The organism is Klebsiella sp. GFKo11 (assembly GCF_056490265.1).
On record NZ_CM151369.1, the window covers coordinates 1,611,177 to 1,637,245 of the forward strand.

At 54.0% G+C, this 26,069-nt stretch carries 27 protein-coding genes; 19 read left to right on the forward strand and 8 right to left on the reverse strand.

The window, feature by feature from the left end; all coding sequences use genetic code 11:
- Positions 1-128 precede the first annotated feature (128 nt).
- The 6 genes from AC07P6_RS07845 to AC07P6_RS07870 all read left to right on the forward strand — a co-directional run bounded on the left by AC07P6_RS07845 (position 129) and on the right by AC07P6_RS07870 (position 6,881).
- Positions 129-1,112: a substrate-binding domain-containing protein gene (locus AC07P6_RS07845; RefSeq protein ID WP_182240427.1), complete on the forward strand. Its 984-nt coding sequence runs from the start codon at positions 129-131 to the stop codon at positions 1,110-1,112.
- A 33-nt stretch (positions 1,113-1,145) separates the two neighbouring features.
- Positions 1,146-2,660, forward strand: a complete 1,515-nt coding sequence (locus AC07P6_RS07850) for a sugar ABC transporter ATP-binding protein (protein ID WP_182207561.1) — start codon at positions 1,146-1,148, stop codon at positions 2,658-2,660.
- A 27-nt stretch (positions 2,661-2,687) separates the two neighbouring features.
- Positions 2,688-3,686 (forward strand): ABC transporter permease, encoded by a 999-nt coding sequence (locus tag AC07P6_RS07855; protein ID WP_181485318.1) that lies wholly within the window; start codon positions 2,688-2,690, stop codon positions 3,684-3,686.
- A 17-nt stretch (positions 3,687-3,703) separates the two neighbouring features.
- Positions 3,704-4,765, forward strand: coding sequence for a zinc-dependent alcohol dehydrogenase family protein (locus AC07P6_RS07860; protein ID WP_181485319.1), 1,062 nt, complete (start codon positions 3,704-3,706; stop codon positions 4,763-4,765).
- 9 nt (positions 4,766-4,774) lie between these two features.
- A complete protein-coding gene (locus tag AC07P6_RS07865; RefSeq protein ID WP_434662071.1) occupies positions 4,775-5,656 on the forward strand; it encodes an aldose 1-epimerase in 882 nt (293 codons plus the stop codon).
- A 91-nt stretch (positions 5,657-5,747) separates the two neighbouring features.
- Positions 5,748-6,881, forward strand: coding sequence for a 3-phenylpropionate MFS transporter (locus AC07P6_RS07870; RefSeq protein ID WP_181485321.1), 1,134 nt, complete (start codon positions 5,748-5,750; stop codon positions 6,879-6,881).
- Here the strand turns inward: AC07P6_RS07870 and csiE are convergent.
- Positions 6,878-8,155 carry a stationary phase inducible protein CsiE gene (gene csiE / locus AC07P6_RS07875; RefSeq protein ID WP_182207558.1) on the reverse strand — a complete coding sequence of 426 codons (1,278 nt, stop codon included), beginning with the start codon at positions 8,153-8,155 and terminating at the stop codon, positions 6,878-6,880. The two genes, AC07P6_RS07870 and csiE, sit on opposite strands and share 4 nt — an antisense overlap.
- A 124-nt stretch (positions 8,156-8,279) precedes the next feature.
- Here csiE and AC07P6_RS07880 point away from each other — a divergent pair, with 124 nt between their 5' ends.
- Positions 8,280-8,918, forward strand: a complete 639-nt coding sequence (locus tag AC07P6_RS07880) for a DUF1007 family protein (protein WP_434662072.1) — start codon at positions 8,280-8,282, stop codon at positions 8,916-8,918.
- Positions 8,909-9,889 carry a nickel/cobalt transporter gene (locus tag AC07P6_RS07885; protein WP_478315974.1) on the forward strand — a complete coding sequence of 327 codons (981 nt, stop codon included), beginning with the start codon at positions 8,909-8,911 and terminating at the stop codon, positions 9,887-9,889. Before AC07P6_RS07880 ends, AC07P6_RS07885 begins: the two co-directional genes overlap by 10 nt.
- 56 nt (positions 9,890-9,945) lie before the next feature.
- Here AC07P6_RS07885 and AC07P6_RS07890 read toward each other — a convergent pair whose 3' ends face one another.
- The gene (locus AC07P6_RS07890; protein WP_478315975.1) at positions 9,946-10,830 is read right to left on the reverse strand and encodes an alpha/beta hydrolase; all 885 of its coding nucleotides are present in this window, start codon (positions 10,828-10,830) and stop codon (positions 9,946-9,948) included.
- Positions 10,831-11,005: 175 nt separating this feature from the next.
- On the reverse strand, positions 11,006-11,809 hold the full coding sequence (gene suhB, locus AC07P6_RS07895; protein WP_182207554.1) for an inositol-1-monophosphatase: 804 nt from the start codon (positions 11,807-11,809) through the stop codon (positions 11,006-11,008).
- Positions 11,810-11,929: 120 nt separating this feature from the next.
- Between suhB and trmJ the strand changes: the two genes are divergently transcribed.
- The 11 genes from trmJ to sseB all read left to right on the forward strand — a co-directional run bounded on the left by trmJ (position 11,930) and on the right by sseB (position 20,824).
- Complete coding sequence (gene trmJ / locus AC07P6_RS07900) at positions 11,930-12,667, forward strand: tRNA (cytosine(32)/uridine(32)-2'-O)-methyltransferase TrmJ (RefSeq protein WP_110272089.1); 738 nt, start codon at positions 11,930-11,932, stop codon at positions 12,665-12,667.
- A gap of 206 nt (positions 12,668-12,873) precedes the next feature.
- Positions 12,874-13,365: a Fe-S cluster assembly transcriptional regulator IscR gene (iscR, locus tag AC07P6_RS07905; protein WP_112215455.1), complete on the forward strand. Its 492-nt coding sequence runs from the start codon at positions 12,874-12,876 to the stop codon at positions 13,363-13,365.
- Between the two features lie 178 nt (positions 13,366-13,543).
- On the forward strand, positions 13,544-14,758 hold the full coding sequence (gene iscS, locus AC07P6_RS07910) for a cysteine desulfurase (protein WP_142513083.1): 1,215 nt from the start codon (positions 13,544-13,546) through the stop codon (positions 14,756-14,758).
- Positions 14,759-14,784: 26 nt separating this feature from the next.
- Positions 14,785-15,171, forward strand: a complete 387-nt coding sequence (gene iscU, locus AC07P6_RS07915; protein WP_005120408.1) for a Fe-S cluster assembly scaffold IscU — start codon at positions 14,785-14,787, stop codon at positions 15,169-15,171.
- Between the two features lie 15 nt (positions 15,172-15,186).
- Positions 15,187-15,510: an iron-sulfur cluster assembly protein IscA gene (iscA, locus tag AC07P6_RS07920; protein ID WP_110272092.1), complete on the forward strand. Its 324-nt coding sequence runs from the start codon at positions 15,187-15,189 to the stop codon at positions 15,508-15,510.
- Between the two features lie 73 nt (positions 15,511-15,583).
- The gene (hscB, locus tag AC07P6_RS07925) at positions 15,584-16,099 is read left to right on the forward strand and encodes a co-chaperone HscB (protein ID WP_181485330.1); all 516 of its coding nucleotides are present in this window, start codon (positions 15,584-15,586) and stop codon (positions 16,097-16,099) included.
- A gap of 15 nt (positions 16,100-16,114) precedes the next feature.
- The gene (hscA, locus tag AC07P6_RS07930; RefSeq protein ID WP_478315976.1) at positions 16,115-17,965 is read left to right on the forward strand and encodes a Fe-S protein assembly chaperone HscA; all 1,851 of its coding nucleotides are present in this window, start codon (positions 16,115-16,117) and stop codon (positions 17,963-17,965) included.
- A gap of 1 nt (position 17,966) precedes the next feature.
- A complete protein-coding gene (fdx, locus tag AC07P6_RS07935) occupies positions 17,967-18,302 on the forward strand; it encodes an ISC system 2Fe-2S type ferredoxin (protein ID WP_110272096.1) in 336 nt (111 codons plus the stop codon).
- A gap of 1 nt (position 18,303) precedes the next feature.
- Entirely contained in the window at positions 18,304-18,504 is a 201-nt protein-coding gene (iscX, locus tag AC07P6_RS07940) for a Fe-S cluster assembly protein IscX (RefSeq protein WP_110272097.1), read from the forward strand.
- A 104-nt stretch (positions 18,505-18,608) separates the two neighbouring features.
- The gene (pepB, locus tag AC07P6_RS07945; RefSeq protein ID WP_478315977.1) at positions 18,609-19,895 is read left to right on the forward strand and encodes an aminopeptidase PepB; all 1,287 of its coding nucleotides are present in this window, start codon (positions 18,609-18,611) and stop codon (positions 19,893-19,895) included.
- Positions 19,896-20,047: 152 nt separating this feature from the next.
- On the forward strand, positions 20,048-20,824 hold the full coding sequence (gene sseB, locus AC07P6_RS07950) for an enhanced serine sensitivity protein SseB (protein WP_304252790.1): 777 nt from the start codon (positions 20,048-20,050) through the stop codon (positions 20,822-20,824).
- A 39-nt stretch (positions 20,825-20,863) separates the two neighbouring features.
- On the opposite strand, the gene AC07P6_RS07955 is transcribed toward sseB, so the two are convergent.
- The 5 genes from AC07P6_RS07955 to AC07P6_RS07975 form a co-directional block, all read right to left on the reverse strand.
- Positions 20,864-21,835, reverse strand: coding sequence for a tetratricopeptide repeat protein (locus AC07P6_RS07955; RefSeq protein ID WP_478315978.1), 972 nt, complete (start codon positions 21,833-21,835; stop codon positions 20,864-20,866).
- Positions 21,836-22,049: 214 nt separating this feature from the next.
- Positions 22,050-22,877 (reverse strand): hypothetical protein, encoded by an 828-nt coding sequence (locus AC07P6_RS07960; RefSeq protein WP_478315979.1) that lies wholly within the window; start codon positions 22,875-22,877, stop codon positions 22,050-22,052.
- Between the two features lie 193 nt (positions 22,878-23,070).
- Positions 23,071-23,715 carry a DUF5066 family protein gene (locus AC07P6_RS07965; RefSeq protein WP_478315980.1) on the reverse strand — a complete coding sequence of 215 codons (645 nt, stop codon included), beginning with the start codon at positions 23,713-23,715 and terminating at the stop codon, positions 23,071-23,073.
- Between the two features lie 166 nt (positions 23,716-23,881).
- Positions 23,882-24,727, reverse strand: a complete 846-nt coding sequence (sseA, locus tag AC07P6_RS07970; protein ID WP_478315981.1) for a 3-mercaptopyruvate sulfurtransferase — start codon at positions 24,725-24,727, stop codon at positions 23,882-23,884.
- Positions 24,728-24,851: 124 nt separating this feature from the next.
- Positions 24,852-26,036, reverse strand: a complete 1,185-nt coding sequence (locus AC07P6_RS07975; protein ID WP_478315982.1) for an amidohydrolase — start codon at positions 26,034-26,036, stop codon at positions 24,852-24,854.
- Positions 26,037-26,069 lie beyond the last annotated feature (33 nt).

The following is a 26,069-nucleotide window of genomic DNA, read 5'->3' on the forward strand; positions in this document are numbered from 1 at the left end:
GTAATCTTTGAGCGGCCTGACCCGCCGCTTTTCCTGAGATGTTTAGAATATGTGAAATCGTTCGGCGGTATGCCCATCTGCCGCCGGAATTAAACAACAATAAATGCCTGACCCTACAGGAGGCACGTATGTCTAAAAACAAAGTAGTCTCATTTTTTTCATGTTTACTGTTAACGTTGTTGAGTATTTCATTCCCAGGTTTTAGCGCAGAAAAAGAGATCACCGTTGGGGCCATCTACCTTGATACGCAGGGCTATTATGCAGGCGTCCGGCAGGGCGTTCAGGATTCAGCAAAAAGCACCGAGTCGAAAATCCAACTGATTGAAACCAACGCCCAGGGCGATATCTCTAAAGAGAGTTCATTTATCGATACGCTGGTTGCGCGTAATGTAGATGCCATCATTCTTTCCGCTGTCTCAGAAAACGGCAGTAGCCGTGCAGTTCGCCGGGCCAGTGAAGCCGGTATTCCGGTGATTTGTTACAACACCTGCATCAATGAGAAAGGCGTAGATAAATATGTCTCTGCCTATCTGGTCGGCGACCCGCTAGAGTTCGGTAAAAAACTTGGTGATGCCGCAGCCGATTATTTCATTGCCAATAAAATCAGCGCGCCGAAAATTGCGGTCATCAACTGTGAAGCATTTGAAGTATGCGTACAGCGGCGGAAAGGCTTTGAAGCGGCGCTGAAGGCACGCGTTCCGGATATGCAGATCGTCGCGAATCAGGAAGGCACCGTTCTTGATAAAGCCATCTCAGTTGGCGAGAAATTGATTATCTCCACCTCTGACCTCGACGCCATTATGGGTGAGTCTGGCGGTGCGACGCTGGGGGCCGTCAAAGCGGTTCGTAATCAGGGTAAAGTGGGTAAGATCGCCGTGTTTGGCTCTGATATGACGACGGAGATCGCTCAGGAGCTGCAAAGCTATCAGGTGCTGAAAGCCGTCGTGGATATTTCCGGCAAGAAAATGGGCAATGCCGTTTTCGCGCAAACCATGAATGTCATTAACAAAACCCCGCCAGCCAACAAAATTATTCCAGTAGATATCGATACCTACGTTAAATCTGAAGACGGTAAGCAGTGGCTGGCTACGCACGTCGACGGTCTGCCTTGATAACCCCTGTCAGTTAACTGAGGTAGAGATGTCATGACGGTAATAGAAAAAACGTCGACGCCGGTTGCGAAGATCGTCGGGGGGAATAAGCGTTACCCTGGGGTTGTGGCGCTGGATAACGTTGATTTTACGCTCTCAAAAGGTGAGGTTCGGGCGCTATTGGGAAAGAATGGTGCAGGAAAATCCACTTTAATCCGCATGTTGACCGGCAGCGAAAGCCCGGATAGCGGCGAAATTTGGTTGAACGGAACCCGGCTTGAGGGTAACGATGCAACGCTGACGCGGCGCGCAGCAGAGTTAGGGGTCAGAGCCGTATATCAGGAGCTGAGCCTGGTTGAAGGATTAACGGTTGCGGAGAATCTCTGCCTTGGCCAGTGGCCGCGCCGTAATGGCATGATTGACCAGGGCATCATGGCCCGCCAGGCCAGGGAAGCGTTGGCGGCGCTCGGTGTTGACGTCCCAGCGGATGCGCTGGTCGACACGCTTAGCCCGGCGCAAAAGCAGCTTGTTGAAATTGCTCGCGTGATGAAAGGTCAGCCGCAGGTCGTCATTCTTGATGAGCCGACCAGTTCACTGGCGAATGCGGAGGTCGAACTGGTGATCAACGCGGTGAAGCAAATGTCTGCGCTGGGCGTTGCCGTGGTTTATGTCAGCCATCGCATGGAGGAGATCCGCCGCATTGCTTCATGCGCCACGATTATGCGCGATGGTCAGGTTGCTGGCGATGTCACGCTGGAGAGTACGACAACGCAGGAAATCGTATCGCTGATGCTGGGAAGGGAGCATGTTGATCTTCCACTCGTGAAATCTGCAGAACTGCTGACAACCCCGGTTCTACAGGTAGCTCAGTTGCGTCATCCGCCCAAGCTTCACAATATCAATTTTACATTGCACCGTGGTGAAGTGCTGGGTATTGCCGGACTGCTGGGCTCGGGCCGTAGTGAGTTACTCAAGGCTATCATCGGCTTAGAAACGTTTTCTGATGGAAAAATCACGCTGAATGGTGCCAACATTTCACATCCGCAATATACCGCGATGCTCAAGAGCGGCGTGGGTTATACCCCGGAAAACCGTAAGGAGGCGGGAATTATTCCGCTGCTGGGCGTGGATGAAAATACGGTGATGACCAACCGGCACAAAGTTAGCCGACGTGGCGTATTGAACTGGCAGCGGATTCAGGAGTTGACCGCGGCGGTCATGAGTCGCATGACGGTCAAAGCCGCAAATACCGAGACCGCAATCGGGACATTATCGGGCGGTAATCAGCAAAAAGTGGTGATTGGTCGCTGGGTTTACGCTGAAAGCGAAATTTTGCTACTTGACGAGCCGACGCGCGGAGTCGATATCGAAGCCAAGCAGCAGATATACCGTATCGTGCGGGAACTGGCCGCCGAAGGTAAAAGCGTCATATTCATTTCCAGTGAAATAGAAGAGCTGCCTTTAGTCTGCGATCGTATTTTGCTGCTGCAAAACGGCGAGTTTACCCGCGAGCTTTTAGCCCCTGTAAATGTCGATGAATTAATGTCGGCAATTTTATCCACGCATTAGTCATTACGTTTATTGAGGAATTAAAAGATGTCTGCCTCATCACTAACGCTGCCGCAAGGCAAAAATGCCACACCCAAGCAGTTCATCAGCCGCCATATTAATGAAATTGGTCTGCTGGTGGTGATTGCTATCTTATATCTGGTCTTTTCTTTTAACGCACCAGGATTTATTTCTTTAAACAATCAAATGAACGTGCTGCGCGATGCTGCGACGATTGGTATTGCTGCATGGGCCATGACGCTGATTATTATCTCCGGCGAGATTGATGTCAGCGTGGGTCCAATGGTGGCGTTTATCTCTGTCTGCCTGGCCTTCCTGTTGCAGTTTCAGGTACCGCTTAGCATTGCCTGCCTGCTGGTGTTAATACTGGGCGCTGCGTTGGGCACGCTCGCCGGGGTTTTGCGCGGCGTATTCAGCGTTCCTAGCTTTGTCGCGACGTTAGGTTTATGGAGCGCATTGCGTGGTATGGGATTATTCATGACCAACGCGCTGCCGGTCCCCATCGATGAAAATGAAGTACTGGACTGGCTTGGTGGGCAGCTCTTTGGCATCCCAATATCGGCATTAATTATGCTGATTCTGTTTGTTCTCTTTGTCTTTATCAGTCGTAAGACCGCTTTTGGCCGCTCTGTTTTTGCCACTGGCGGCAACGCTACTGCAGCGCAACTTTGCGGGATTAACGTCAAGCGAGTGCGTATTTTGATTTTTACGCTTTCAGGCTTGCTGGCTGCGATTACCGGTATTCTCCTGGCGGCGCGGCTTGGCTCGGGTAATGCGGGTGCTGCAAACGGTCTGGAGTTTGACGTTATTGCCGCCGTGGTGGTCGGCGGAACCGCACTGTCCGGTGGGCGAGGTTCGCTATTCGGCACTTTATTAGGCGTACTGGTTATCACCCTTATTGGTAATGGATTAGTGCTTCTGGGAATTAACTCATTCTTCCAGCAGGTCGTTCGTGGATTAATTATTGTGGTGGCTGTCCTGGCAAATATATTGCTGACCCAACGCAACAGTAAACTTAAACATTAATTTGTATAGAGGGAATTATGAAAACAATGTTGGCTGCTTATTTACCAGGAAACTCAACCGTTGAACTTCGGGAAGTTCCTGTACCCACGCCGGGGATTAACCAGGTCCTGATTAAAATGAAGTCTTCAGGAATTTGCGGTAGCGATGTCCATTATATTTATCATCAACATCGCGGCACCGCTGCAGCACCGGACAAACCACTGTATCAGGGTTTTATTAATGGTCATGAGCCTTGCGGGCAAATTGTTGAGACGGGCGCAGGGTGTCGCCACTTTAAAGCGGGTGACCGGGTGCTGGTTTACCATATTTCCGGCTGTGGTTTCTGCTCCAACTGTCGCCGTGGTTTTCCTATCTCCTGTACCGGAGAGGGCAAGGCGGCCTATGGTTGGCAGCGCGATGGTGGACACGCGGAGTATTTGTTGGCGGAAGAAAAAGACCTGATTCATCTGCCGGATGCGTTGAGCTATGAAGACGGCGCGTTTATTAGCTGCGGCGTGGGGACGGCGTACGAAGGTATTCTGCGCGGTGAAGTTTCCGGAAGCGACAACGTGCTGGTTGTCGGGTTAGGGCCTGTTGGCATGATGGCTATGATGCTGGCAAAAGGCCGCGGTGCGAAACGCGTTATTGGCGTGGATATGCTGCCGGATCGCCTGGCGACGGCAAAGCAGCTGGGTGTGATGGATAATGGTTTCCTGGCGACAACGGAGAATCTTCCGGCGCTGATTGCCGAACTGACTCACGGAGGGGCAGATGTGGCGCTGGATTGTTCCGGTAATGCGGCAGGTCGTTTGTTGGCATTGCAGTCTACAGCGGATTGGGGAAGGGTGGTTTACATCGGGGAAACCGGAAAAGTTGAGTTTGAAGTCAGCGCCGATCTGATGCACCACCAGCGACGCATTATCGGTTCCTGGGTGACCAGCCTGTTCCATATGGAAAAATGCGCCCGCGACCTGACCGACTGGAAGCTGTGGCCACATAGCGCCATTACCCATCGTTTTTCTCTTGATCAAGTAGGGGAGGCTTACGCGCTGATGGCGAGCGGTAAGTGTGGCAAAGTGGTCGTTAACTTTCCCGATTAAGGAGGCCTGATGACGCTTTATACGCTGGAAAATGAAGATCTGCGGCTTCAGGTTACGGATCAGGGCGGCGCGATTGAGGGGCTATGGTGGCAGCATCAGGGGAAAATGATCCCTGTGCTGCGCCCGGGCCTGAACAGCGGGGTGGCGGTGGAGTCTTCATGCTTCCCGCTGGTACCGTTTGGTAATCGGGTGAGCGGTAATCGGTTTCAATCGCCAGCAGGAGAGCATCAGCTACAGCCCAACGTTGAATGGGACAGTCATTACCTTCATGGTGACGGCTGGCTGAATCTCTGGCGCTGCGTTGAGCAATCGCCCGCACAGCTTAAGTTAGAGTATGTCCACCGCCAGGGCATCTATCATTATACCGTGCAGCAGATCTTTACCTTAAGCGAAAGCGGGGTTGAGGTGGAGTTGGTCGTGACTAATGATGGCGATGCGTTGCCGTTTGGTCTCGGCTGGCACCCTTATTTTCCGCTGTCGCCGGAAACTCGGGTACAGGCGCATACCACCGGCTACTGGCTTGAGAGAGAAGGCTGGCTAACCGGGGAGTATCAGGAGCGTTTGCCGCAGGCGCTGGACTTCAATCAGTCCGCGCCGTTACCTGAGCATTGGGTGAATAATGGCTTCTCCGGTTGGGATGGTGTAGCGACGATCCAACAGCCAGGGCTTGGCTATCAGCTCTCTATGACGACGGAGCCTCCTGCACCCTGTTATTTTGTTTTCGTTTCCGATCCGGCATTTGATAAGGGCTATGAGTTTGATTTCTTCTGTTTCGAGCCAATGAGCCATGCGCCGGACGATCATCATCGCCCGGCCTTTGGTCAGTTGACCATGCTGTCATGTGGTGAAAGCATACGGCAAAAAATGGTGCTGAAAATCCGTTCTGTTTAAACCTGACCTGCCCGGAGACGGGCAGGGATAACTTCATCTTGCACCCGCCCCGCTTTATCGCCAGACTGTCGCCTCCATTCGGGAGGAAATCATGGTCTTGCACTCCACGCGCTGGCTGGCGCTTAGTTATTTCACCTATTTTTTTAGCTACGGCATCTTCCTGCCATTCTGGAGCGTCTGGCTCTCCGGGCAGGGTCTGACGCCGGAAACGATCGGCATGCTGCTTGGCGCCGGACTGGTGGCGCGTTTTCTTGGCAGCTTGCTGATTGCGCCACGGGTCAGCGACCCCTCCCGGCTGATTTCGGCGCTGCGTATTCTGGCGCTGCTGACGCTTCTCTTCGCTATCGCCTTTTGGGCCGGAAACCGCGTGGCCTGGCTGATGGTGGTGATGGTCGGTTTTAACCTCTTTTTCTCACCGCTGGTACCGCTGACCGACGCGCTGGCGAATACCTGGCAAAAACAGATAACGATGGACTACGGGCGCGTGCGCTTGTGGGGGTCGATAGCCTTTGTGATTGGCTCGGCGCTGACCGGCAAACTGGTCAGCCTGTATGACTCGCGGATGATTCTGGTGATGCTCAGCCTTGGTATTGCTTCAATGCTGCTCGGCATGCTGATTAAACCCTCGGTGCAGCCGCAGGGGGAATCCCGCCAGCAGGAAGCGGCGGGGCTGTCGGCCTGGCTCGCGCTGGTGCGGCAGAGCTGGCGCTTCCTCGCCTGCGTCTGTTTGTTGCAGGGGGCGCACGCCGCCTACTATGGCTTTAGCGCTATCTACTGGCAGGAGGCGGGGTATTCGGCCTCTGCCGTGGGCTATTTATGGTCGCTGGGCGTGGTGGCGGAAGTGGTGATTTTCGCATTGAGTAAAAAGGTGTTCCGTCGCTTCAGCGCCCGCGATTTGCTGCTGCTTTCTGCGGTGTGCGGGCTGATCCGCTGGACGCTCATGGGCTGGACCACGGCGCTGCCGTGGCTGATTGTCGCGCAAATCCTGCATTGTGGGACCTTTACAGTGTGCCACCTGGCGGCGATGCGCTATATCGCCGCTCGTCAGGGTAGCGAGGTGATCCGTCTCCAGGCGGTTTACTCCGCCGTGGCGATGGGCGGCAGCATTGCGGTCATGACGGTATTTTCCGGTTTTCTCTATCAGCACCTGCACCAGGGCGTTTTCTGGGTCATGGCGCTGGTGGCTTTACCGGCGCTGGTGCTGCGGCCAAAAGCAGTGTCTTAACCCTCCAGCATTTTGCAAATCTGCTGCCGCTGATGATCGCTGAACGTCTCTTCAGCATGAAACAGCGGTGGCGAAAACAGCGGCAGCGCCGTGGTATAGGGCGTGACGATAAGTGTTATCCCCTTCGGCGCGCCCTCCTTCTGAAAAGTCCTTACGCTCAAATATTTAATATTGAGCGGTAGCAGGGTCAGCTCGCGCAGCTGTTGTTCCAGCGACTGTTCAAGACCTGGATCATCATCGGTAAGCAGGACCACCTGTTTCTCCTGCAAGTCGCCTTTTTGCATCAGCCATGCACCGAAAATTACCGCGATTAATCCGACTTCATCCTGACTAAAATGCACCTGCCAGGCAGCTTCAAAATCTTCCAGCGCAGTCTGAGTCGTGCGCATTAATCGTGGATAAAGACGGCCGATCTCCTCCGGTAGCGCGTTATCGATGCCGATAGCAAACACGCTGCGGTGCAATGCCTGAGATAGGTGGATATAGAGCTGATCGCTCAGCCCCTGCTCGTCGCTAAACGGGCGGCCCGCCAGGTTCTGGAAGCGATGAATTAATCCCGAGATCGCCAGATGCAGGCGACGGTCCTGCTGATGACCATCGCGGATCGGGTCGGGCGTTTTCAGCAGCATAAACAGCAGGGCCAGAAACAGCTGTTCCCCCGCATGCGGTGAGGCGGCAACCCGCCGCTGCCAGTGGCGGACAATCTCTTCGGCGAGAGAGAACTCGGCGGCGGTTTGCGCCCAGCGCTGTTGCTCAAGGGTAAAAGAGGGAGTCTGTCCAAGATGGTGTTGCAGCAGGCAATACTGTAAATAGAGACGCAGAAAATGCACATCGCGGCAATCAAACTGGCGGTTCATGGTCCGTGCGCAGCGGTTAACCAGCGCCTGAAGGTTGGTGTCGTCGTACAGCGTGCGTGCGATACCCTGCTGTTTAAGCTGCGTTTTTAATGCCGGGGTAAAATGATGGCTAATAAAATGCGGGCACAAGCGCAGCCCGCGGCGTAAGCCTTGCAGCAGACACAGGCGTTGATCGAGCGCGGCACCTTCCATCCGATAGCTGCCGTCCGCCTGTGACGCAAGGGTCAAGCGGTGATAACGCTGAATTTCGCGTCCTGTCTCCGCGATGTCCTGCCTGGCGGTATCCTCATCAACCTGAGTGAGGCTACCCAGCCATTCGGGCGTCACGCTTTGCCCTGGCAGATAAAACATCAGGAGCACCTGGCTACGGCGCTGTGGACTGGAAAGCACAGATGGTGGTTCAATCACTGTCATCATCCGGTTAGTTCCAGTTAGGGTTTTCGTTAAGAGTAGTTAATGTATTTAGGGTGAGCAGGGCAGTCCCGCGTCTTTACATCAGGATTGCTGGCGAGGTTCACAGAATTTTTCACGTGAGGAACAGATGAAGAGAGTGAAACAATGCGTCAGCGCGGCGTTTTTCATGTTTTTATCGCTATCAGCGGCGGCGCATCCGCACAGTTTCATCAGTTTGCAAACGGAGGCCGTGGCGGAAAACGGTCTGCTCACCGGATTTAAAATGCGCTGGACGATGGATGAAATCACCTCCGCTGACCTGCTTTACGATGCCGGTAACGCCAAACCCGGTAGTGAAATCTGGAAAAAGCTGGCGGCGGAAGTGATGGCGAACGTGCTGGGTCAGCACTATTTTAGCGAGTTGTGGCATAACGGTCAGCGGGTCAAGTTTGATAATCGCCCGGACGGCTATGGGCTTGAGCGTAGCGGTCTTCAGGCGGTGCTAACCTTCACTCTGCCGTTGGCGAAGCCGCAGCCTCTGGCTGGGCAAACCTTCACCTTCTCGACATACGATCCCACTTATTATGTTGATATGTATTACGACAAAGATTCTGACTTCGCCCTGCCAGTTGCGATAAAGGCGACGTGCGCGGCGAAAGTCATGACGCCGAAGCCCAACGAAAAAATGCTGTCCTACGCCCAGTCGCTGGATAAAGCGGATGCGCCGCCGGAAGATATGGAACTGGGGAACTACTTCGCGCAAAAGGTCACGCTGCAATGTCACTAATTTTCGCTCAAACCGGCCGTTCCTCGCGATGGCGTCAGCTGTGGCCGTTGGTGCTTTTTATCCTGCTGGCCGCAGGCATGGGCTTCTGGCTATGGTGGGCCTGGCCTGAGGTGCTGCTGCAAAGCACCGTCTGGCAGCGGGCATTAAATCTTGAACTGAGCCGTCTGCTGCAGGCGGTGGCGGAGAACCCGTCAGCCGCGGGACTCTCGCTGCTGGGGTTTAGCTTTGCTTACGGTATTCTGCACGCACTGGGGCCAGGGCACGGCAAGGTGGTGATTACCACCTGGCTGGCGACCCATCCCTCGAAGCTGAAATCGAGTATTGGCCTGACTCTGGCGGCTTCACTGTTGCAGGGGATGGTCGCTATCGCTCTGGTAGTGGTGGTGCTCACGTTGCTACAGCTTCCGGCAAGGCAGCTGCATCAGAGTAGCTTCTGGCTGGAGAAGGGGAGCTACCTGCTGGTCGGTGCGTTGGGATTGCTGCTGTGCTGGCGGGCGCTGAAAAAGCTGCGGGCGCTGCTGCGACGGCCGAAATTTACCGCGTTTACCCCGCACCATGTACATGATGCTAACTGCGGCTGCGGGCATCAACATATGCCGGGGCCGGAGCAGATGCAAAGCGGCGACGACTGGCGCGCGCGGCTGGTGATTGTACTGTCGATGGGGATGCGACCCTGCTCAGGGGCGATTATGGTGCTGCTGTTCAGTAAGGTCATCGGCGTATTTAGCTGGGGGATGGCGGCGGCGCTGGCGATGGCGGCGGGAACCTCGCTGACGATTAGCGCTCTGGCGCTGCTGGTCCACGGTTTTCGTCAACTGGCGGTCAGGTTGAGCGCCAGGCAGGCTCCGGCGCTGTGGAAGCAGGTTGGCTGGGCAACGCTGGCGCTCGCTGGCGGCGTGATATTACTGACGGCGGCGGTAGTGATGTGGAGCAGCGCGGTGCCGGTGGGGCGGGGGTTAAGGCCATTTTAATCGGCTTTACCGGGCTGAAACCTGAAAATATCGGTGGGTGATTGTGTCATCCTTGCTTAATTCTTAGCATCCTGCAGCGCGTTTTGCATAAAGCTCACCATCGCATCCCGGTAGCGCTCGCCGTGGCGTTCGGAGAATGCATCAATATGCTCGCCATCCGGAATAAGGATTTCTTGTTTCGGCTGAGCGGCCAACTGGTAGAGTTTTTCACTGTGTTCCCAGGGAATAACGTGGTCCGCTTTACCATGAATAATCAGCACCGGGACAGGGCTGATAGAGGCGATATTACGGTCTGCGCTATAGCTATCATTGAGCAAAAAACCGCTGCCGGGGATCATTTTATTGGCGATAGCCGAATAGGAGGAAAAGGTTGAGTCGAGAATAACGGCGCGGATACCTGAGCGATCCGCTGTACGTTCGTTGACGCAATCCATGCAGGAGCCAATCGCGGCAAGGATGTTATTGCCTCCCAAGCTTTGCCCCAGCAGCACCAGACGTTGCGGGTTCACATCGCTGCGGTGGCGCACATAGTTGATGGCGCTTTTCGTATCGTCATATAAGCCCTGCTGCGAAGGCGTGCCTTGCGATTCACCAAATCCGCGATAGTCGAACATGAAAAGATTGTAATTGCGTTCTGGTAGCCAGCCGACTAACGGCCAGTGTGCCGACATATTTCCCGCGTTGCCATGGGCATGTATCACCGTAGCTACCGCGTTCTCTGCGGGGCCGGTGGTTGAGGGAATAAACCAGCCGTGCAGGCGGGTGCCATCTTTAGTGGTAAAAGTAACGGATTCGGCAGGCCAGGGATCCGGGCCATAGACTTTGTTATCCGGATAGTAAAAAGCATTGATGGCGACGCGAGGCAGCAGATAAACGCATACCACCGCAATACACAGGATGAAAACGTATTTGGCGCCGTGCTTGCCGCCGGGAAAAGTCATGAGTGTTTCCTTACCGCTTCCCGCTAACAGCCGTGTGGGAAAGTCGCAGTTCAATCCGTTGATAAAAGAGGAACAATCGTGTGAGAGGGAGATGCGAAAGTAAAGCGTCTGGGATCAATTTCAGAAAAGGACAGGGAAAATAACGGGTAAGCGTGCGCCTACCCGTTGAGAGGAATTAACGCTTCAGCGCTTCGCTCAGTTGTTCGCGCATATTCGCCAGCATGGCTTTTACGACGCGCGGGTTGCCTGCAACGATGTTGCCGGACATCAGATAGTTATGGCCGCCGGTAAAGTCGCAAACGATCGCGCCTGCTTCACGGGCGATCAGTTCGCCTGCCGCGAAATCCCACGGTTTCAGCGCGATTTCAAAGTAGCCATCAACGCGCCCTGCGGCAACGTAGGCCAGATCCAGAGCCGCGGAACCGGTACGGCGGAAGTCCGCACATTCGGTAAACATGTTGCCGAGGATATTCATGTAAGAGGCTGCGTGCTGCTTCGCTTTGAACGGGAAGCCGGTGGCGATGATGGTGCCATCCAGATCGCGAGCGCTGCTGCCGCGCAGACGGTAGCCGTTCAGCTGTGCGCCCTGACCGCGGGTTGCGGTGAACAGTTCGTTACGCATTGGATCGTAAACCACAGCCACTTCAGTACGGCCTTTAATGCGTACGGCGATGGATACGGAGAAGTGTGGCAGACGTTTTACGAAGTTGGTGGTGCCATCCAGTGGATCGATAACCCATTGAACATCCTTATCTTCACCCTCGTGTTCACCGCTTTCTTCGGTGATGATGGTGTGCTGCGGGTAAGATTTGCGAATGGTTTCGATAATAATCGCTTCAGCGGCTTTATCGACGTTAGTCACAAAATCATTGCTGCCTTTCTGGCTGGTTTCTACGGAGTCAGGGGTTTCGTAGTGTTTGGCAATTAAATTACCCGCTTTGCGCGCTGCGCGCACGGCGATGGTCAGCATCGGATGCATCGGTCTCTCTCACTGGATGTTAAAGAACGGGAAAAAACGGCGCATATAGTAACAGTGAAATCTGCCTATGTCTCCGTTTTATGATAGCATGCATGAATAATCTTTAGCCGAAGAACCATAATGCTGCAAAATATTCGAATCGTACTGGTAGAAACCTCACACACCGGCAATATGGGCTCCGTCGCCCGCGCAATGAAAACCATGGGGTTAACCAACCTCTGGCTGGTCAACCCGCTTGTTAAACCCGATTCCCAGGCCATCGCCCTGGCGGCCGGTGCCAGCGATGTGATTGGCAACGCAAACATCGTTGATACCCTTGATGAAGCGCTGGCGGGCTGTAGCCTGGTGGTCGGTACCAGTGCGCGCTCCCGCACGCTGCCGTGGCCGATGCTCGACCCGCGTGAATGTGGCCTGAAAAGCGTCTCTGAGGCACAGCATGCGCCAGTCGCGCTGGTATTTGGTCGCGAGCGCGTTGGCCTGACTAACGATGAGTTACAGAAATGCCACTACCACGTAGCGATTGCGGCGAACCCGGAATACAGCTCGCTGAACCTGGCGATGGCGGTGCAGGTTATCTCCTACGAAGTGCGTATGGCCTGGCTGGCGGCGCAGGAACAAGACGAACCCGTCGTTGAGCACGAAGAGACCCCGTACCCGCTGGTGGATGATTTAGAGCGCTTCTACGGCCACCTCGAGCAGACGCTGCTGGCGACCGGTTTTATCCGCGCCAATCATCCGGGACAGGTGATGAATAAGCTGCGTCGTTTGTTTACCCGTGCGCGCCCGGAAAGCCAGGAGCTGAACATCCTGCGCGGGATGCTGGCGTCGATTGAGCAGCAGCAAAAGAATAAAGAGTGATCTCCCTCCTTCTCCCTGTGGGAGAGGGCCGGGGTGAGGGCATCAGGCCGCGCTGAGGTATAACGGCACTGAAAGCCAAATACTTGACTAAAACAGTCAAGTAAATAGTTGACCAATTTACTCGGGAATGTCAGACTTGCCCTTGCTATGCAATACCCATATTAATAAAAAGCCCGGGCAGGGGCGAGTTTGAGGTTAAGTAAGACATGAGACTGACATCTAAAGGGCGTTATGCCGTGACCGCGATGCTTGACGTTGCGCTCAACTCTGAATCGGGTCCGGTTCCGTTGGCTGATATTTCAGAGCGTCAGGGAATTTCGCTCTCCTATCTGGAACAGCTGTTCTCTCGCCTGCGCAAAAACGGCCTGGTATCCAGCGTCCGTGGCCCAGGCGGCGGTTATCTGTTAGGTAAAGAAGCGGGTAGCATCGCGGTTGGCGAAGTTATCAGCGCAGTAGACGAATCCGTTGACGCCACCCGTTGTCAGGGTAAAGGCGGCTGCCAGGGTGGCGATAAGTGCCTCACTCACGCGCTGTGGCGCGATCTGAGCGAGCGGCTGACCAGTTTTCTGAATAACATCACGCTGGGCGAACTGGTGAATAACCAGGAAATCCTTGATGTTTCCGGTCGTCAGCATAGTCATGAATCCCAGCGTAATACCCGTGTTCAGGACGCTATCGACGTTAAACTGCGCGCGTAGTCCTCACTTCGTTTCATCTTGCGGCTACCTGGCTGCAAGCTGAAACAGGCAGGGGAAAAGATTATAAAAAAGATTTTCGAATCAGGCCGGGATGTTTCGATATCCCGTCTACTCGGTCGTACATCCAACCGGTAGCCTGGTTCATTGCATTGAAGCGATGTACGGAGTTTATAGAGCAATGAAATTACCGATCTATCTCGATTACTCCGCAACCACGCCGGTGGACCCGCGTGTTGCCGAGAAAATGATGCAGTGTTTAACCCTGGACGGAAACTTTGGTAACCCGGCCTCCCGTTCACACCGTTTTGGCTGGCATGCTGAAGAGGCGGTAGATATCGCCCGTAATCAGATTGCCGATCTGGTCGGTGCTGACCCGCGTGAAATCGTCTTTACCTCCGGTGCGACTGAGTCCGACAACCTGGCGATTAAAGGTGCAGCCAACTTTTATCAGAAAAAAGGCAAGCACATCATCACCAGCAAAACCGAACACAAAGCCGTGCTGGACACCTGTCGTCAGCTCGAGCGCGAAGGGTTTGAAGTGACTTACCTCGCTCCGCAGCCTAACGGCATTATCGATCTGAAAGAACTCGAAGCGGCGATGCGTGATGACACCATCCTGGTCTCCATCATGCACGTTAACAACGAAATCGGCGTAGTGCAGGATATTGCGACCATCGGCGAACTGTGCCGTGCCCGCGGTATCATCTATCACGTTGATGCGACTCAGAGCGTGGGCAAACTGCCTATCGATCTGAGCCAGCTGAAAGTTGACCTGATGTCCTTCTCTGGTCACAAAATTTATGGTCCGAAAGGCATCGGCGCGCTGTACGTGCGTCGCAAACCGCGTATCCGTATCGAAGCTCAGATGCACGGCGGCGGTCACGAGCGCGGCATGCGTTCCGGTACTCTGCCTGTCCACCAGATCGTCGGTATGGGTGAAGCTTACCGTATCGCGAAAGAAGAGATGGAAACCGAGATGGCGCGTCTGCGCGGTCTGCGTAACCGTCTGTGGGAAGGCGTGAAAGATATGGAAGAGGTGTATCTGAACGGTGACCTCGAGCAGGGCGCGCCGAACATTCTCAACGTCAGCTTTAACTACGTTGAAGGCGAGTCGCTGATTATGGCGCTGAAAGACCTGGCGGTTTCCTCCGGTTCTGCCTGTACGTCTGCAAGCCTTGAGCCATCCTACGTGCTGCGCGCGCTGGGCATGACTGATGAGCTGGCGCACAGCTCCATTCGTTTCTCTTTAGGTCGTTTCACTACCGAAGAAGAGATTGACTACACCATCAAGCTGGTTCGTAACTCCATCGGCCGTCTGCGCGATCTTTCTCCGTTGTGGGAAATGTTCAAACAGGGCGTGGATATCAACAGCATTGAATGGTCACATCACTAATTCGGCACCAATAAGGAGAATTCATCATGGCTTACAGCGAAAAAGTAATCGATCATTACGAAAATCCACGTAACGTGGGTTCTTTCGATAACAGCGACGAAAGCGTCGGTAGTGGCATGGTCGGTGCACCGGCATGCGGCGACGTGATGAAGTTGCAGATTAAAGTCAACAATGAAGGTATCATTGAAGACGCGCGTTTCAAGACCTACGGCTGCGGTTCCGCCATTGCCTCCAGCTCCCTGGTCACCGAGTGGGTGAAAGGGAAATCACTGGACGAAGCACAGGCGATTAAAAACACCGATATTGCAGACGAGCTTGAACTGCCACCGGTGAAAATTCACTGCTCTATCCTGGCGGAAGACGCGATTAAAGCCGCGATTGCGGATTACAAAAGCAAACGTGAAGCGAAATAATTAAGAGGTTATTGTATGTCGATTACTCTTAGCGACAGCGCAGCGTCGCGAGTTAATACCTTCCTGGCCAACCGTGGCAAAGGCTTTGGCCTGCGTTTAGGTGTTCGCACCTCGGGCTGTTCAGGCATGGCCTACGTGCTGGAATTTGTTGACGAGCCGGCGGCAGAAGACACCGTGTTTGAAGATAAAGGTGTCAAGGTAGTGATCGACGGCAAAAGCCTGCAGTTCCTTGACGGCACTCAGCTGGACTTCGTCAAAGAAGGTCTGAACGAAGGGTTTAAGTTCACCAACCCTAATGTGAAAGACGAGTGCGGCTGCGGCGAAAGCTTTAACGTGTAATCGGTTATCCCTGACCCCACCGTAGCCTTGCTATGCGTGGGGTTTGCTTTATCTCGTTAACCCTGAGGTTGCTATGGACTATTTTACCCTCTTCGGGTTACCGGCCAGCTATACCCTTTCATTAGAACCCCTGGCTGCCCGGTATCAGGATTTACAGCGCCAGTACCACCCCGATAAATTCGCCAACGGCAGCGCAGCTGAACAGCTTGCCGCGGTGCAGCAATCTGCGACTATCAACCAGGCATGGCAAACCCTTCGCCATCCGTTGACCCGCGCCGAATATCTCCTTTCGCTTCACGGTTTTGATCTCGCCAGCGAGCAGCACACCGTGCGTGATACCGCGTTCCTGATGGAACAACTGGAACTTCGCGAAGAGCTCGATGAGATAGGCAAGGCGCAAGATGAAGCGCGTCTGGAAAGTTTTATCAAGCGGGTAAAAGCGCTGTTTGATACCCGCCATCAGCTGATGGTTGAACAACTGAATAACGAGGCGTGGGATGCGGCAGCGGATACTGTACGCAAGCTACGTTTTCTCGATAAACTGCGAAGCAGTGCGGAACAACTCGAAGAAAAACTGCTCGATTTTTAATTTTCGGAAGCAATTATGGCCTTATTACAAATTAGTGAGCCTGGTCTGAGTGCCGCGCCGCACCAGCGTCGTCTGGCGGCGGGTATTGACCTTGGCACCACCAATTCACTGGTTGCTACCGTGCGTAGCGGCCAGGCTGAAACGTTGGCCGATAATCAAGGGCGCTATCTTCTGCCGTCGGTTGTTAACTATCAGGCCTCAGGTTTGACGGTAGGCTATGACGCGCGACAAAACGCGGCCCAGGACCCGGTCAACACCGTCAGCTCCGTCAAACGCATGATGGGGCGTTCTCTTAGCGATATTCAGGCGCGCTACCCACATCTGCCTTATCAGCTGCAGGCAAGTGAAAACGGCCTGCCGATGATTCAGACCGCTGGCGGCCTGCTCAACCCGATTCGCGTTTCAGCCGATATCCTGAAGGCACTTGCCGAACGCGCTACCGAAGCGCTGGCGGGCGAGCTTGACGGGGTGGTGATTACCGTTCCGGCCTACTTCGACGATGCCCAGCGTCAGGGGACTAAAGACGCGGCGCGTCTGGCGGGCCTGCACGTGTTGCGTCTGCTGAACGAACCGACCGCGGCGGCGATTGCCTACGGCCTGGACTCCGGTCAGGAAGGGGTGATTGCGGTTTACGACCTCGGCGGCGGCACTTTTGATATCTCCGTGCTGCGCTTAAGCCGCGGCGTGTTTGAAGTGCTGGCGACCGGCGGCGATTCCGCGCTCGGCGGCGACGATTTTGATCACCTGTTGGCCGATCATATCCGCGAACAGGCGGGTATTGCCGATCGTAGCGACAACCGCCTGCAGCGTGAACTGCTCGATGCGGCTATCGCTGCGAAGATTGCCCTAAGCAATGCCGATGTGGCGCGCGTGGACGTTGGCGGCTGGCAGGGCGAAATTACCCGCAACCAGTTTAACGATCTCATCTCCGCTCTGGTGAAACGCACTTTGCTGGCCTGCCGTCGCGCATTGAAAGATGCGGGCGTTGAGGCGCAAGAGGTGCTGGAAGTGGTGATGGTTGGCGGTTCAACCCGCGTACCGCTGGTCCGTGAACGCGTGGGCGAGTTCTTTGGCCGCACGCCGCTGACCTCTATTGACCCGGACAAAGTCGTTGCCATCGGCGCGGCGATTCAGGCGGATATCCTGGTCGGCAATAAGCCGGACAGTGAACTGCTGCTGCTTGACGTTATCCCGCTCTCTCTTGGGCTGGAAACTATGGGCGGCCTGGTGGAGAAAGTCATCCCGCGCAATACCACCATTCCGGTGGCGCGCGCGCAGGAGTTCACCACCTTCAAAGATGGCCAGACGGCGATGTCTATCCACGTGATGCAGGGGGAGCGCGAGCTGGTGCAGGACTGCCGCTCCCTGGCGCGCTTTGCGCTACGTGGGATCCCGGCGCTACCGGCGGGCGGGGCGCATATTCGCGTCACCTTCCAGGTGGATGCTGACGGCCTGCTGAGCGTGACGGCGATGGAAAAATCGACCGGCGTTGAGGCCTCCATCCAGGTGAAACCGTCCTACGGTCTGACCGATGGCGAGATCGCCAACATGATTAAAGATTCGATGAGCTACGCCGAGCAGGACGTTCAGGCGCGTATGCTGGCTGAGCAAAAAGTCGAAGCCGCGCGCGTTCTGGAAAGTCTGGTAAGCGCGCTGGCCGTCGACGCCGCGCTGTTAAGCGCCGCAGAGCGTCAGGCTATCGATGACGCCGCGGAGCAGGTTCGTTCCGCAGCGGTAGGCGATGACGCCGATGCTATTAAAGAAGCGATTAAAAATATCGACACACAAACCCAGGAATTTGCCGCTCGCCGTATGGACCAATCGGTCCGTACCGCGCTGAAAGGCCAATCCGTGGACGAGGTTTAAAATGCCAAAAATTGTTTTTCTGCCCCACCAGGACCTGTGTCCGGATGGCGTAGTTGTGGAAGCTAAGATCGGTGAGACTATCCTTGATGCTGCCCTGCGTAGCGGTATCGAGATTGAACACGCCTGCGAAAAATCCTGTGCCTGCACCACCTGCCACTGTATCGTGCGTGAAGGCTTTGACTCGCTGGCTGAAAGTACCGAAGATGAAGACGACATGCTGGATAAGGCCTGGGGGCTTGAGCCCGACAGCCGTCTGAGCTGCCAGGCGCGCGTGACTGATGACGATTTGGTCGTCGAAATTCCGCGCTACACCATCAACCACGCACGCGAGCATTAATATGGGACTGAAATGGACCGATAGTCGTGAAATCGGCGAAGCGCTGTACGACGCTTTCCCGGATCTCGACCCGAAAACCGTTCGCTTCACCGATCTGCATCAGTGGATTTGCGAGCTGGAAGAGTTTAATGACGATCCAAACGCATCCAATGAAAAAATTCTGGAGGCGATTCTGCTAGTCTGGTTAGACGAAGCAGAATAATTTTCGCGTCATGATTTATGCGGCTTTAAGTCGGATGAATCAATGAGCGAAAGAACTTTACGGGCTGCCATACGGTGGCCCGTTTGCTAAGAAGGATAATGATAATGACCGAAGCTATGAAGATTACGCTGACCGCTCAGCCAGCCGATGCGCGCTGGGGAGAAAAAGCGTCTTACAGCATTAATAACGACGGCATCACCCTGCACCTGAACGGCAAAGACGACCTGGGTTTGATCCAGCGCGCGGCGCGTAAAATTGACGGCATGGGCATCAAACACGTCGCGCTCGATGGCGAAGGCTGGAATACAGACCGCGCGTGGGCGTTCTGGGCGGGTTATAAAGGTCCGAAAGGCAGCCGTAAAGTTGAGTGGCCAACTCTGGACGACGCGCAGAAAAGCGAGCTGGATAGCCGCCTGAGCATTATCGACTGGGTGCGCGACACCATTAATGCCCCGGCTGAAGAGTTAGGGCCGGAGCAACTGGCGCAGCGCGCGGTTGACCTGCTGTGCAGCGTCGGTTGTGACAACGTTTCTTATCGTATCACCAAAGGCGAAGACCTGCGCGAGCAGAACTACCTCGGTCTGCACACCGTTGGTCGCGGCTCCGAGCGTCCGCCAGTCCTGCTGGCGCTGGACTATAACCCAACCGGTGATAAAGCCGCTCTGGTTTACGCCTGCCTGGTGGGCAAAGGCATCACTTTCGATTCCGGCGGCTACAGCATCAAGCAAAGCGCCTTTATGGACTCAATGAAGTCCGATATGGGGGGTGCGGCGACGGTAACCGGCGCGCTGGCGTTTGCTATTACTCGCGGCCTGAACAAACGCGTGAAGCTGTACCTGTGCTGTGCTGATAACCTGATTAGCGGCAACGCCTTCAAGCTTGGCGACATTATTCGCTATCGCAACGGCAAAACCGTTGAAATCATGAATACTGATGCCGAAGGTCGTCTGGTGCTGGCGGATGGCCTGATTGATGCTTGTGCACAGAAACCTGAGCTGATTATCGATGCTGCTACCCTCACTGGTGCCGCAAAAACCGCGCTGGGCAATGATTATCATGCGCTATTCAGCTTTGATGACAATCTGGCGAATCGTCTGCTGGCAAGCGCTCAGGCTGAGAACGAAGCGTTCTGGCGTCTACCGCTGGCAGAGTTCCACCGTGGCCAGCTGCCGTCGAACTTTGCGGAACTGAACAATACTGGCAGCGCGGCCTATCCGGCGGGTGCCAGCACGGCGGCAGGTTTCCTGTCCCACTTTGTCGAGAACTATCATGAAGGCTGGCTGCATATCGACTGCTCAGCGACCTACCGCAAATCTGCCGTTGAGCAGTGGTCGGCGGGCGCGACAGGCCTCGGCGTGCGCACCATTGCGAATTTGCTGACTGCGGAATAACCTTTTCCCCTCACCCTAACCCTCTCCCCAAGGGGAGAGGGGACTGTCCGGTTTTCTCCCCCATATCGCGGATTGGGGGACTGTCCGGTTTTATCCCTCGCCCCTTGAGGAAAGGGCCGGGGTGAGGAGGGATCCACCGATCTGGAACCACTATGTCTGAAATCAAAAACGAACTCGAAACTCTGCTGGAGAAGGCGGCCACCGAGCCAGGCCATCGTCCGGCGTTTTTCCGCACGCTGCTGGAAGCCACCGTCTGGGTGCCTGGCGCAGGCGCGCCGGGCGAGCAGGTCGTCGAAGACAGCGTGCTGGATTTGCAGCACTGGGAAAAAGATGACGGCACGTCGGTTATTCCTTTTTTCACCTCGCTGGAAGCGCTGCAACAGGCCGTGGAAGACGAGCAGTCTTTTGTGGTGATGCCGGTGCGCACGCTGTTCGCTATGACCCTCGGCGAGACGCTGTATCTCAATGCCAAACTGCCGACCGGCAAAGAGTTTGCGCCGCGTGAGATTAGCCACCTGCTGGGCGAAGAAGGTAGCCCGTTGAGTACCCAGACCGTGCTCGAAGGCGGCGCGCCGCTGCTGTTGTCCGAAGTTGCTGAACCGCCTGCGCAGATGGTTGATTCGCTGACTACGCTGTTCAAGACGCTGAAAACGGTGAAACGCGCGTTTTTATGCTCGATTAAAGACAGCGCCGATGCGCCAGCTAACCTGCTGATTGGTATTGAAGCGGAAGGCGACATCGAGGAGATCATTCAGGCAACCGGCAGCGTAGCGACCGATACGCTTCCCGGCGACGAACCAATTGATATCTGCCAGGTGGTGGAGGGCGAAAAGGGCATCAGCCACTTTATGATTGCCCACATCACGCCGTTCTATGAAAAGCGCTGGGGCAGCTTCCTGCGCGACTTTAAGCAGAATCGTATTATCTGAACTGCACGGGGCTTGCGCCCCGTTTTCGAACCAACAGCGCTAATTCTTCATATAGGGAGCCATGCTCTCAACCATATATTGCGATGCACCATCGCCTTGCGCCGCCGAACGTTTATACAGTTCGTAAGCTTTTTGATAATCAGGTTTCATGCCCTTACCTTTTTCATACATAAAGGCCAGCGCGCGGATAGCAACGGTATAATCCTGATCTGCTGCCTTTTCGTACCAGAATTTTGCTTTAACATAATCGACATGTTTATCGCCACCATCATCATAAGAAGCGGCTAACTCGTATTGTTCACCGGCGTCCACAGGATTAGCGAGATCTGGCGCAGGGGCCAGGGCGCGTTTTGCTTCCGGGGTTTGCAGCGCGCTCTGGCAGGTGGGATCGTTTTGGATTTCTTCCACTCCCCGTAGAGCTTTCGATGTCGCGGATTTTTGATACAACTTGATTGCCTGCAGGCAGTCTTTATCGACCCCTGTACCGGTGTGGTACATACTAGCTAGCTTGTCTTCGGCAGAGTCATAACCTTGGGTGGCAGCCTTTTTAAGCCAGCTTAAAGCATTCTGATTATCGTTTTTGTTAAGATATCGCAAGGCAAGGATGTATTGTGATTTCGGATAATTATGCTGTGCCGATTTTTCAATCCAACGTTCTGATTCCTGAGCATCTTTTGCAACGCCAATACCTTCGGCGTAAAACCCGGAGATTTCATATTCTAATTGCGCATTTCCTTCCTGGTAATGCGACATAATAAAACTGAACGCTTCCTTCGCTTCCGGTCCGTCATATTTCAGATTGTCACCGCTGGTGCTGATAATCGCACGATAGCGCCAGGCTAAATCATTTAAAGCATCAATATCACCCTGACGAGCCTTCTCTTTGAGTGGTTCAATTTTTGTTTTAAAAAGTGTTTCATAATCATTGGCATAACAGTGGGAGGTGCTAAATATACTGAGCACAGAGAAAAGCGATGCGCAGATTAAACTGCGCATTGTTAAATATTTCATATAATTTCCTTATAATAAAAATCCATTGTTTAAATACAAAGAAGGCTGCCATTAATGGCAGCCTTCTATTGAGAAACTGTCTGAACGAAACGAATAATTATCTACTGCGCCGGTTCTTCATGGCTTACCAGCACGTTTGATCACCAGCGGATCGAAACGGCCGTCAAAATCATCTTCAGTTTTTAGGCCCGGCAAAAATACGAGCATATGCCATTTATTTCAAGTAATACGATACAAGGCCAAATACAGCTTTTCCCGTCACACTCAAAATAACCACACCGTTAAACAGCGCAAACTGCCCGCGCCACGCCCGGCAATTTTCGTCGCCCAGAATCCGGCGCACTCCCCAGGCCAGTACGGCGGTCAGTAAAAAAGCCAGCAAAACGCCGACCATCAGCGCGGCGGTAATGCACCATCCCTCTGGCATAAGATCAAAACCACGTGCGGTGAGTAAGGTGATTTGTACAGGCCAGAAGAGCTGAAATCCTAATATCAGTACCACTGGCAGACGCAGATTGCTCAACGGCGCGTCAGGAGAGCCCGCTAGCCGCCAGGCATCGCGCACCAACAATCCGCCTAATACAACAGACGCCAGAATGCTAACGTGCTGAAGAATAAAGCTATACATGCTTAGTGTGGTGTTAGAGACATAGTGTAAAAATAACACGTTGCAGAAAACAGTTACCAGCAGGCCGCACTTTAGCACCCAGGCGCGCAGTATCCAGTTAAAAAACGTTCTACCCGACGGGTGGTTATGTAACATCAAGGCGGCAATCGGTAGTTTACCGTAGTTGGGAAATAGAAATATCAGGAGAAAGCCAAAAAGGACCAGCTTGCCGTATACTGCTAGCGGAATCTCTGCTAGGTCAATATCCTTAACCGTCATATACGGCGACATCTCCTCAGGGAGGTTACCAGGCCACCAGTGAGTCCACTCTGACCAGTAATAGAGCATCGTCAAACCGACCGCCAGACCAACAATCCCGCCGAACCATGGAAAACCTTGCCCCTCAACGCGGCTATTTCCTGATACTATCGCCATTATTACTCCTTGTAGTAATACATTCCTGAATCAATAACTAATTAAATACTAGCCAGGTATAATAATATTTAATCATCAAAATACAACCCGATATATCGATTTACCTGGGCCAGCCGGTAAAGTCTCTATTGTTTCCGACAAATGCGTATTATCTAAAACCATCGGCGCGATTTTCGCGCCGTTATTAAGCAATTTAGTCGGCGAAATCTTCCAGTTTGTCGAAGAGATCGTGGTGGATATACTCTAGCTCCAGTAGTGCTCCATCGCGTATTTCGTTGGCTTTTTTCCGTGCTTCCCACTCAGGCCGAGTTTTTCGCTCGTTAGAAAATATCCCATGTAGATACTCAACCAGCGATGATTCCGCGAGCCATAGTTCATGGTCATCCTGACGAACAATTGGGTATTCACCATTTTCATCACGTTCAGTGATATAAATAAAGACGCCCTGGTCGCCAATATGGTCGATGCGAATCAACGCCGGAAGGCAAGGGTCGTTATTCCAGATAGGGCTGCATTCCTCAATTGATTTTCCCGACTCATCCATGCCGAGGCGGTAGTATATGTCTTCGTCGATATAATCAGAATGCAATACGCCGTCATCATCAATCTCCATTTGCAGTGATTCAATGACGGGCTGACTATGAGGGCTAATAAGCTGGCGATCGTAAGCTAGCAATGCTTTCAAGCTTTCCGGTAGTTCAACGGTTTCTTCATTCTGCGGGTTGCGGTATTTTCTGACGCGCAGCTGAGAGATTTCATTTTCAGGCATCGGGTTAGGGGATTTATTCCGATTGTTTTTTTCAACTAATTCCATTAAGTCTTTTAATGAATATTCCATTTGTATTTCCATATTAAATACTTATCGATAATAAAAGAGACATTAACTTATCAACTGACAAAATAATTCACCAGATGATATCCCGGATAAATGAACAGAAAAATCAGAGTTTATGCAATCATTGCGGAGTACAGGGCTCCGCAATGATTATTATCAGGTCGTTTTATTACTGCGCCGGTTCAATCGGCAAATCCGTCCGTGCGCCCCATTCGCTCCATGAGCCGTCATACAGGCAAACGCCGTTGACGCCCAGGGTCGTTAGTGCCAGTACAACTACGGATGCCGTCACGCCGGAGCCGCAGCTGGCAATGATGGGGCGTTCAAAATCCACGCCCTGACGCGCAAAGATCTCATTTAGCTCATCGACGGTTTTCAGCTCGCCGTTTATTACCAATTCTGTCCACGGCACGTTTAATGCACCGGGGATATGCCCGCTGCGCAAACCAGCGCGGGGTTCAGCCACGAGACCATTAAAGCGCCCTGCCGGGCGAGCATCAACGATCTGCGCCGATCCTTCATGGCTTACCAGCAGCACATCGGTCAGACGCTTGATCACCAGCGGATCGAAGCGGCCGTCAAAATCACCTTCCGGCAATTCAGGAAGACTTTGCTCCAGCGGTAGCTCATCGCGACGCCAGCCTTCGAGGCCACCCGCAAGTATCGAAACTTTTTCGACACCGAAAGTACGCAACATCCACCATGCGCGCGGTGCGGAGAAGAGATTACCTTCATCGTATACCACCAGATGCCTATCACTGTTGACGCCAAGTTCACGCATTGCAACGGCAAAAGCCTCCGGGCGCGGCATCATGTGCGGTAGCGGGCTGGTGTGGTCTGACAGGGCTTCAATATCGAAAAAAACGGCGCCAGGAACATGGCCTGCCAGGTACTCGGCGTTAAGGTCCCGATCCTCCTGCCCCGGCGGCGCCATGCGCGCATCGATAATTTGGATTTCCGGGTCATCAATATGTTCCGCCAGCCAATCGGCAGCGACAAAAAACGAGGTAGACATAGGTGCCTCCGTGTCATCAACAATAGAGTGATTGTTGTTGTTTTTAACGATATCGACAAGGCATTTTCAAGAGGATACGGCGGGAATGTGATATTCCCCCGAACGGCGTCGGGGGAGTAGCCTGTTAAAACTGGGTTTGCTGCAGGTAGCGCCAGGCGTACTGTGCATACAGCTCAGCGCCGTTTTTCATCACCTGCTCATCAATATTAAAGCAGCCATGATGGTGCGCATAATCGCTGCCTTTCTCTTTGTTACCTGAGCCGAGCAGCGCGAAAGCACCGGGGATATTCTCCATATAAAAACTGAAGTCCTCGCCGCCGGTGGTGGGCTTTTCGTTGAAAAGAACCTTGTCGCCAAACGCATCGCGGATAACCGACTGCGCCAGCAGCGCGCTGCGCTCCTCGTTGATCACCGGCAGCGTACCGTAGCAGTAGTCAACCTGAGCGGTCGCGCCGTAGACTGCGGCGGTATGCTCTGCATAGCGGGTAATTGCCGCCTCCAGACGCTGACGCGCTTCAATGCTAAAGCAGCGCACTGTACCGTCTAAAACGGCGTTTTCGGCGATGACGTTAAAGCGCGTGCCGACGTCCATTCTGCCGATGGTTACCACGGCGGACTCCAGCGGCGAGGTCTCGCGCGCCACGATAGCCTGGAGGTTCATCACGAAAGCGGAAGCGACAACCGCCGCATCGACGCACGCTTCCGGCATCGAGCCGTGACCACCGCGGCCGCGAAACGTCACCTTGAGTAAATCCGCGGAGGCAAATGACGAACCTACGTTGCATGAGACTTTACCGGATGGCGTGCCCGACCAGATATGCATCCCAAAAACGTTGTCCACGTTGTCGATGGCTCCCTGCTGGATCATTGCTTTGGCCCCTTCAGCAATCTCTTCCGCAGGCTGAAAAATCAAGCGTACGTTGCCCGTAAGCTGCTCGCGGATTTCATACAGCGCGTGGGCAGCGGTCAGCAGCATGGCGGTGTGGGCGTCATGGCCGCAAGCGTGCATTTTACCTGTGGTTTGTGATTTGTAGCTGAGCTGGTTGTTGAGTTCCAGCACCGGCAAGGCGTCCATGTCGGCGCGCAGAGCCACGGTTTTACCCGGCTGACCGCCAATAATATCGGCGATAATTCCGGTGGGTTGGGTGCGACGAAAGGGGATGCCGATGGCTTCCAGTTCAGCGGCGACGCGATCGGTGGTGCGCTTCTCCTCCCACGGCAGTTCCGGATGGGCGTGCAGGTCGCGACGAAAAGCGATCATTGCCGGTTCTTCTCTGGCAATAATCTCGGTAATGGCAGGGTTAATCATCAATGACTCCATAAATAGCTAATAATTCAACGC

Coding starts and splice junctions, on each gene's coding strand:
- AC07P6_RS07960 (WP_478315979.1), bottom strand. CDS start 22,877: ATGGCGATAGTATCAGGAAATAGCCGCGTTGAGGGGCAAGGTTTTCCA.
- hscB (WP_181485330.1), top strand. CDS start 15,584: ATGGACTATTTTACCCTCTTCGGGTTACCGGCCAGCTATACCCTTTCA.
- AC07P6_RS07865 (WP_434662071.1), top strand. CDS start 4,775: ATGACGCTTTATACGCTGGAAAATGAAGATCTGCGGCTTCAGGTTACG.
- iscR (WP_112215455.1), top strand. CDS start 12,874: ATGAGACTGACATCTAAAGGGCGTTATGCCGTGACCGCGATGCTTGAC.
- trmJ (WP_110272089.1), top strand. CDS start 11,930: ATGCTGCAAAATATTCGAATCGTACTGGTAGAAACCTCACACACCGGC.
- AC07P6_RS07880 (WP_434662072.1), top strand. CDS start 8,280: ATGAAGAGAGTGAAACAATGCGTCAGCGCGGCGTTTTTCATGTTTTTA.
- AC07P6_RS07965 (WP_478315980.1), bottom strand. CDS start 23,715: ATGGAATATTCATTAAAAGACTTAATGGAATTAGTTGAAAAAAACAAT.
- AC07P6_RS07850 (WP_182207561.1), top strand. CDS start 1,146: ATGACGGTAATAGAAAAAACGTCGACGCCGGTTGCGAAGATCGTCGGG.
- sseA (WP_478315981.1), bottom strand. CDS start 24,727: ATGTCTACCTCGTTTTTTGTCGCTGCCGATTGGCTGGCGGAACATATT.
- AC07P6_RS07955 (WP_478315978.1), bottom strand. CDS start 21,835: ATGAAATATTTAACAATGCGCAGTTTAATCTGCGCATCGCTTTTCTCT.
- fdx (WP_110272096.1), top strand. CDS start 17,967: ATGCCAAAAATTGTTTTTCTGCCCCACCAGGACCTGTGTCCGGATGGC.
- iscS (WP_142513083.1), top strand. CDS start 13,544: ATGAAATTACCGATCTATCTCGATTACTCCGCAACCACGCCGGTGGAC.
- AC07P6_RS07975 (WP_478315982.1), bottom strand. CDS start 26,036: ATGATTAACCCTGCCATTACCGAGATTATTGCCAGAGAAGAACCGGCA.
- AC07P6_RS07845 (WP_182240427.1), top strand. CDS start 129: ATGTCTAAAAACAAAGTAGTCTCATTTTTTTCATGTTTACTGTTAACG.
- iscA (WP_110272092.1), top strand. CDS start 15,187: ATGTCGATTACTCTTAGCGACAGCGCAGCGTCGCGAGTTAATACCTTC.
- AC07P6_RS07860 (WP_181485319.1), top strand. CDS start 3,704: ATGAAAACAATGTTGGCTGCTTATTTACCAGGAAACTCAACCGTTGAA.
- AC07P6_RS07870 (WP_181485321.1), top strand. CDS start 5,748: ATGGTCTTGCACTCCACGCGCTGGCTGGCGCTTAGTTATTTCACCTAT.
- suhB (WP_182207554.1), bottom strand. CDS start 11,809: ATGCATCCGATGCTGACCATCGCCGTGCGCGCAGCGCGCAAAGCGGGT.
- AC07P6_RS07890 (WP_478315975.1), bottom strand. CDS start 10,830: ATGACTTTTCCCGGCGGCAAGCACGGCGCCAAATACGTTTTCATCCTG.
- AC07P6_RS07885 (WP_478315974.1), top strand. CDS start 8,909: ATGTCACTAATTTTCGCTCAAACCGGCCGTTCCTCGCGATGGCGTCAG.
- AC07P6_RS07855 (WP_181485318.1), top strand. CDS start 2,688: ATGTCTGCCTCATCACTAACGCTGCCGCAAGGCAAAAATGCCACACCC.
- hscA (WP_478315976.1), top strand. CDS start 16,115: ATGGCCTTATTACAAATTAGTGAGCCTGGTCTGAGTGCCGCGCCGCAC.
- csiE (WP_182207558.1), bottom strand. CDS start 8,155: ATGATGACAGTGATTGAACCACCATCTGTGCTTTCCAGTCCACAGCGC.
- iscU (WP_005120408.1), top strand. CDS start 14,785: ATGGCTTACAGCGAAAAAGTAATCGATCATTACGAAAATCCACGTAAC.
- pepB (WP_478315977.1), top strand. CDS start 18,609: ATGACCGAAGCTATGAAGATTACGCTGACCGCTCAGCCAGCCGATGCG.
- iscX (WP_110272097.1), top strand. CDS start 18,304: ATGGGACTGAAATGGACCGATAGTCGTGAAATCGGCGAAGCGCTGTAC.
- sseB (WP_304252790.1), top strand. CDS start 20,048: ATGTCTGAAATCAAAAACGAACTCGAAACTCTGCTGGAGAAGGCGGCC.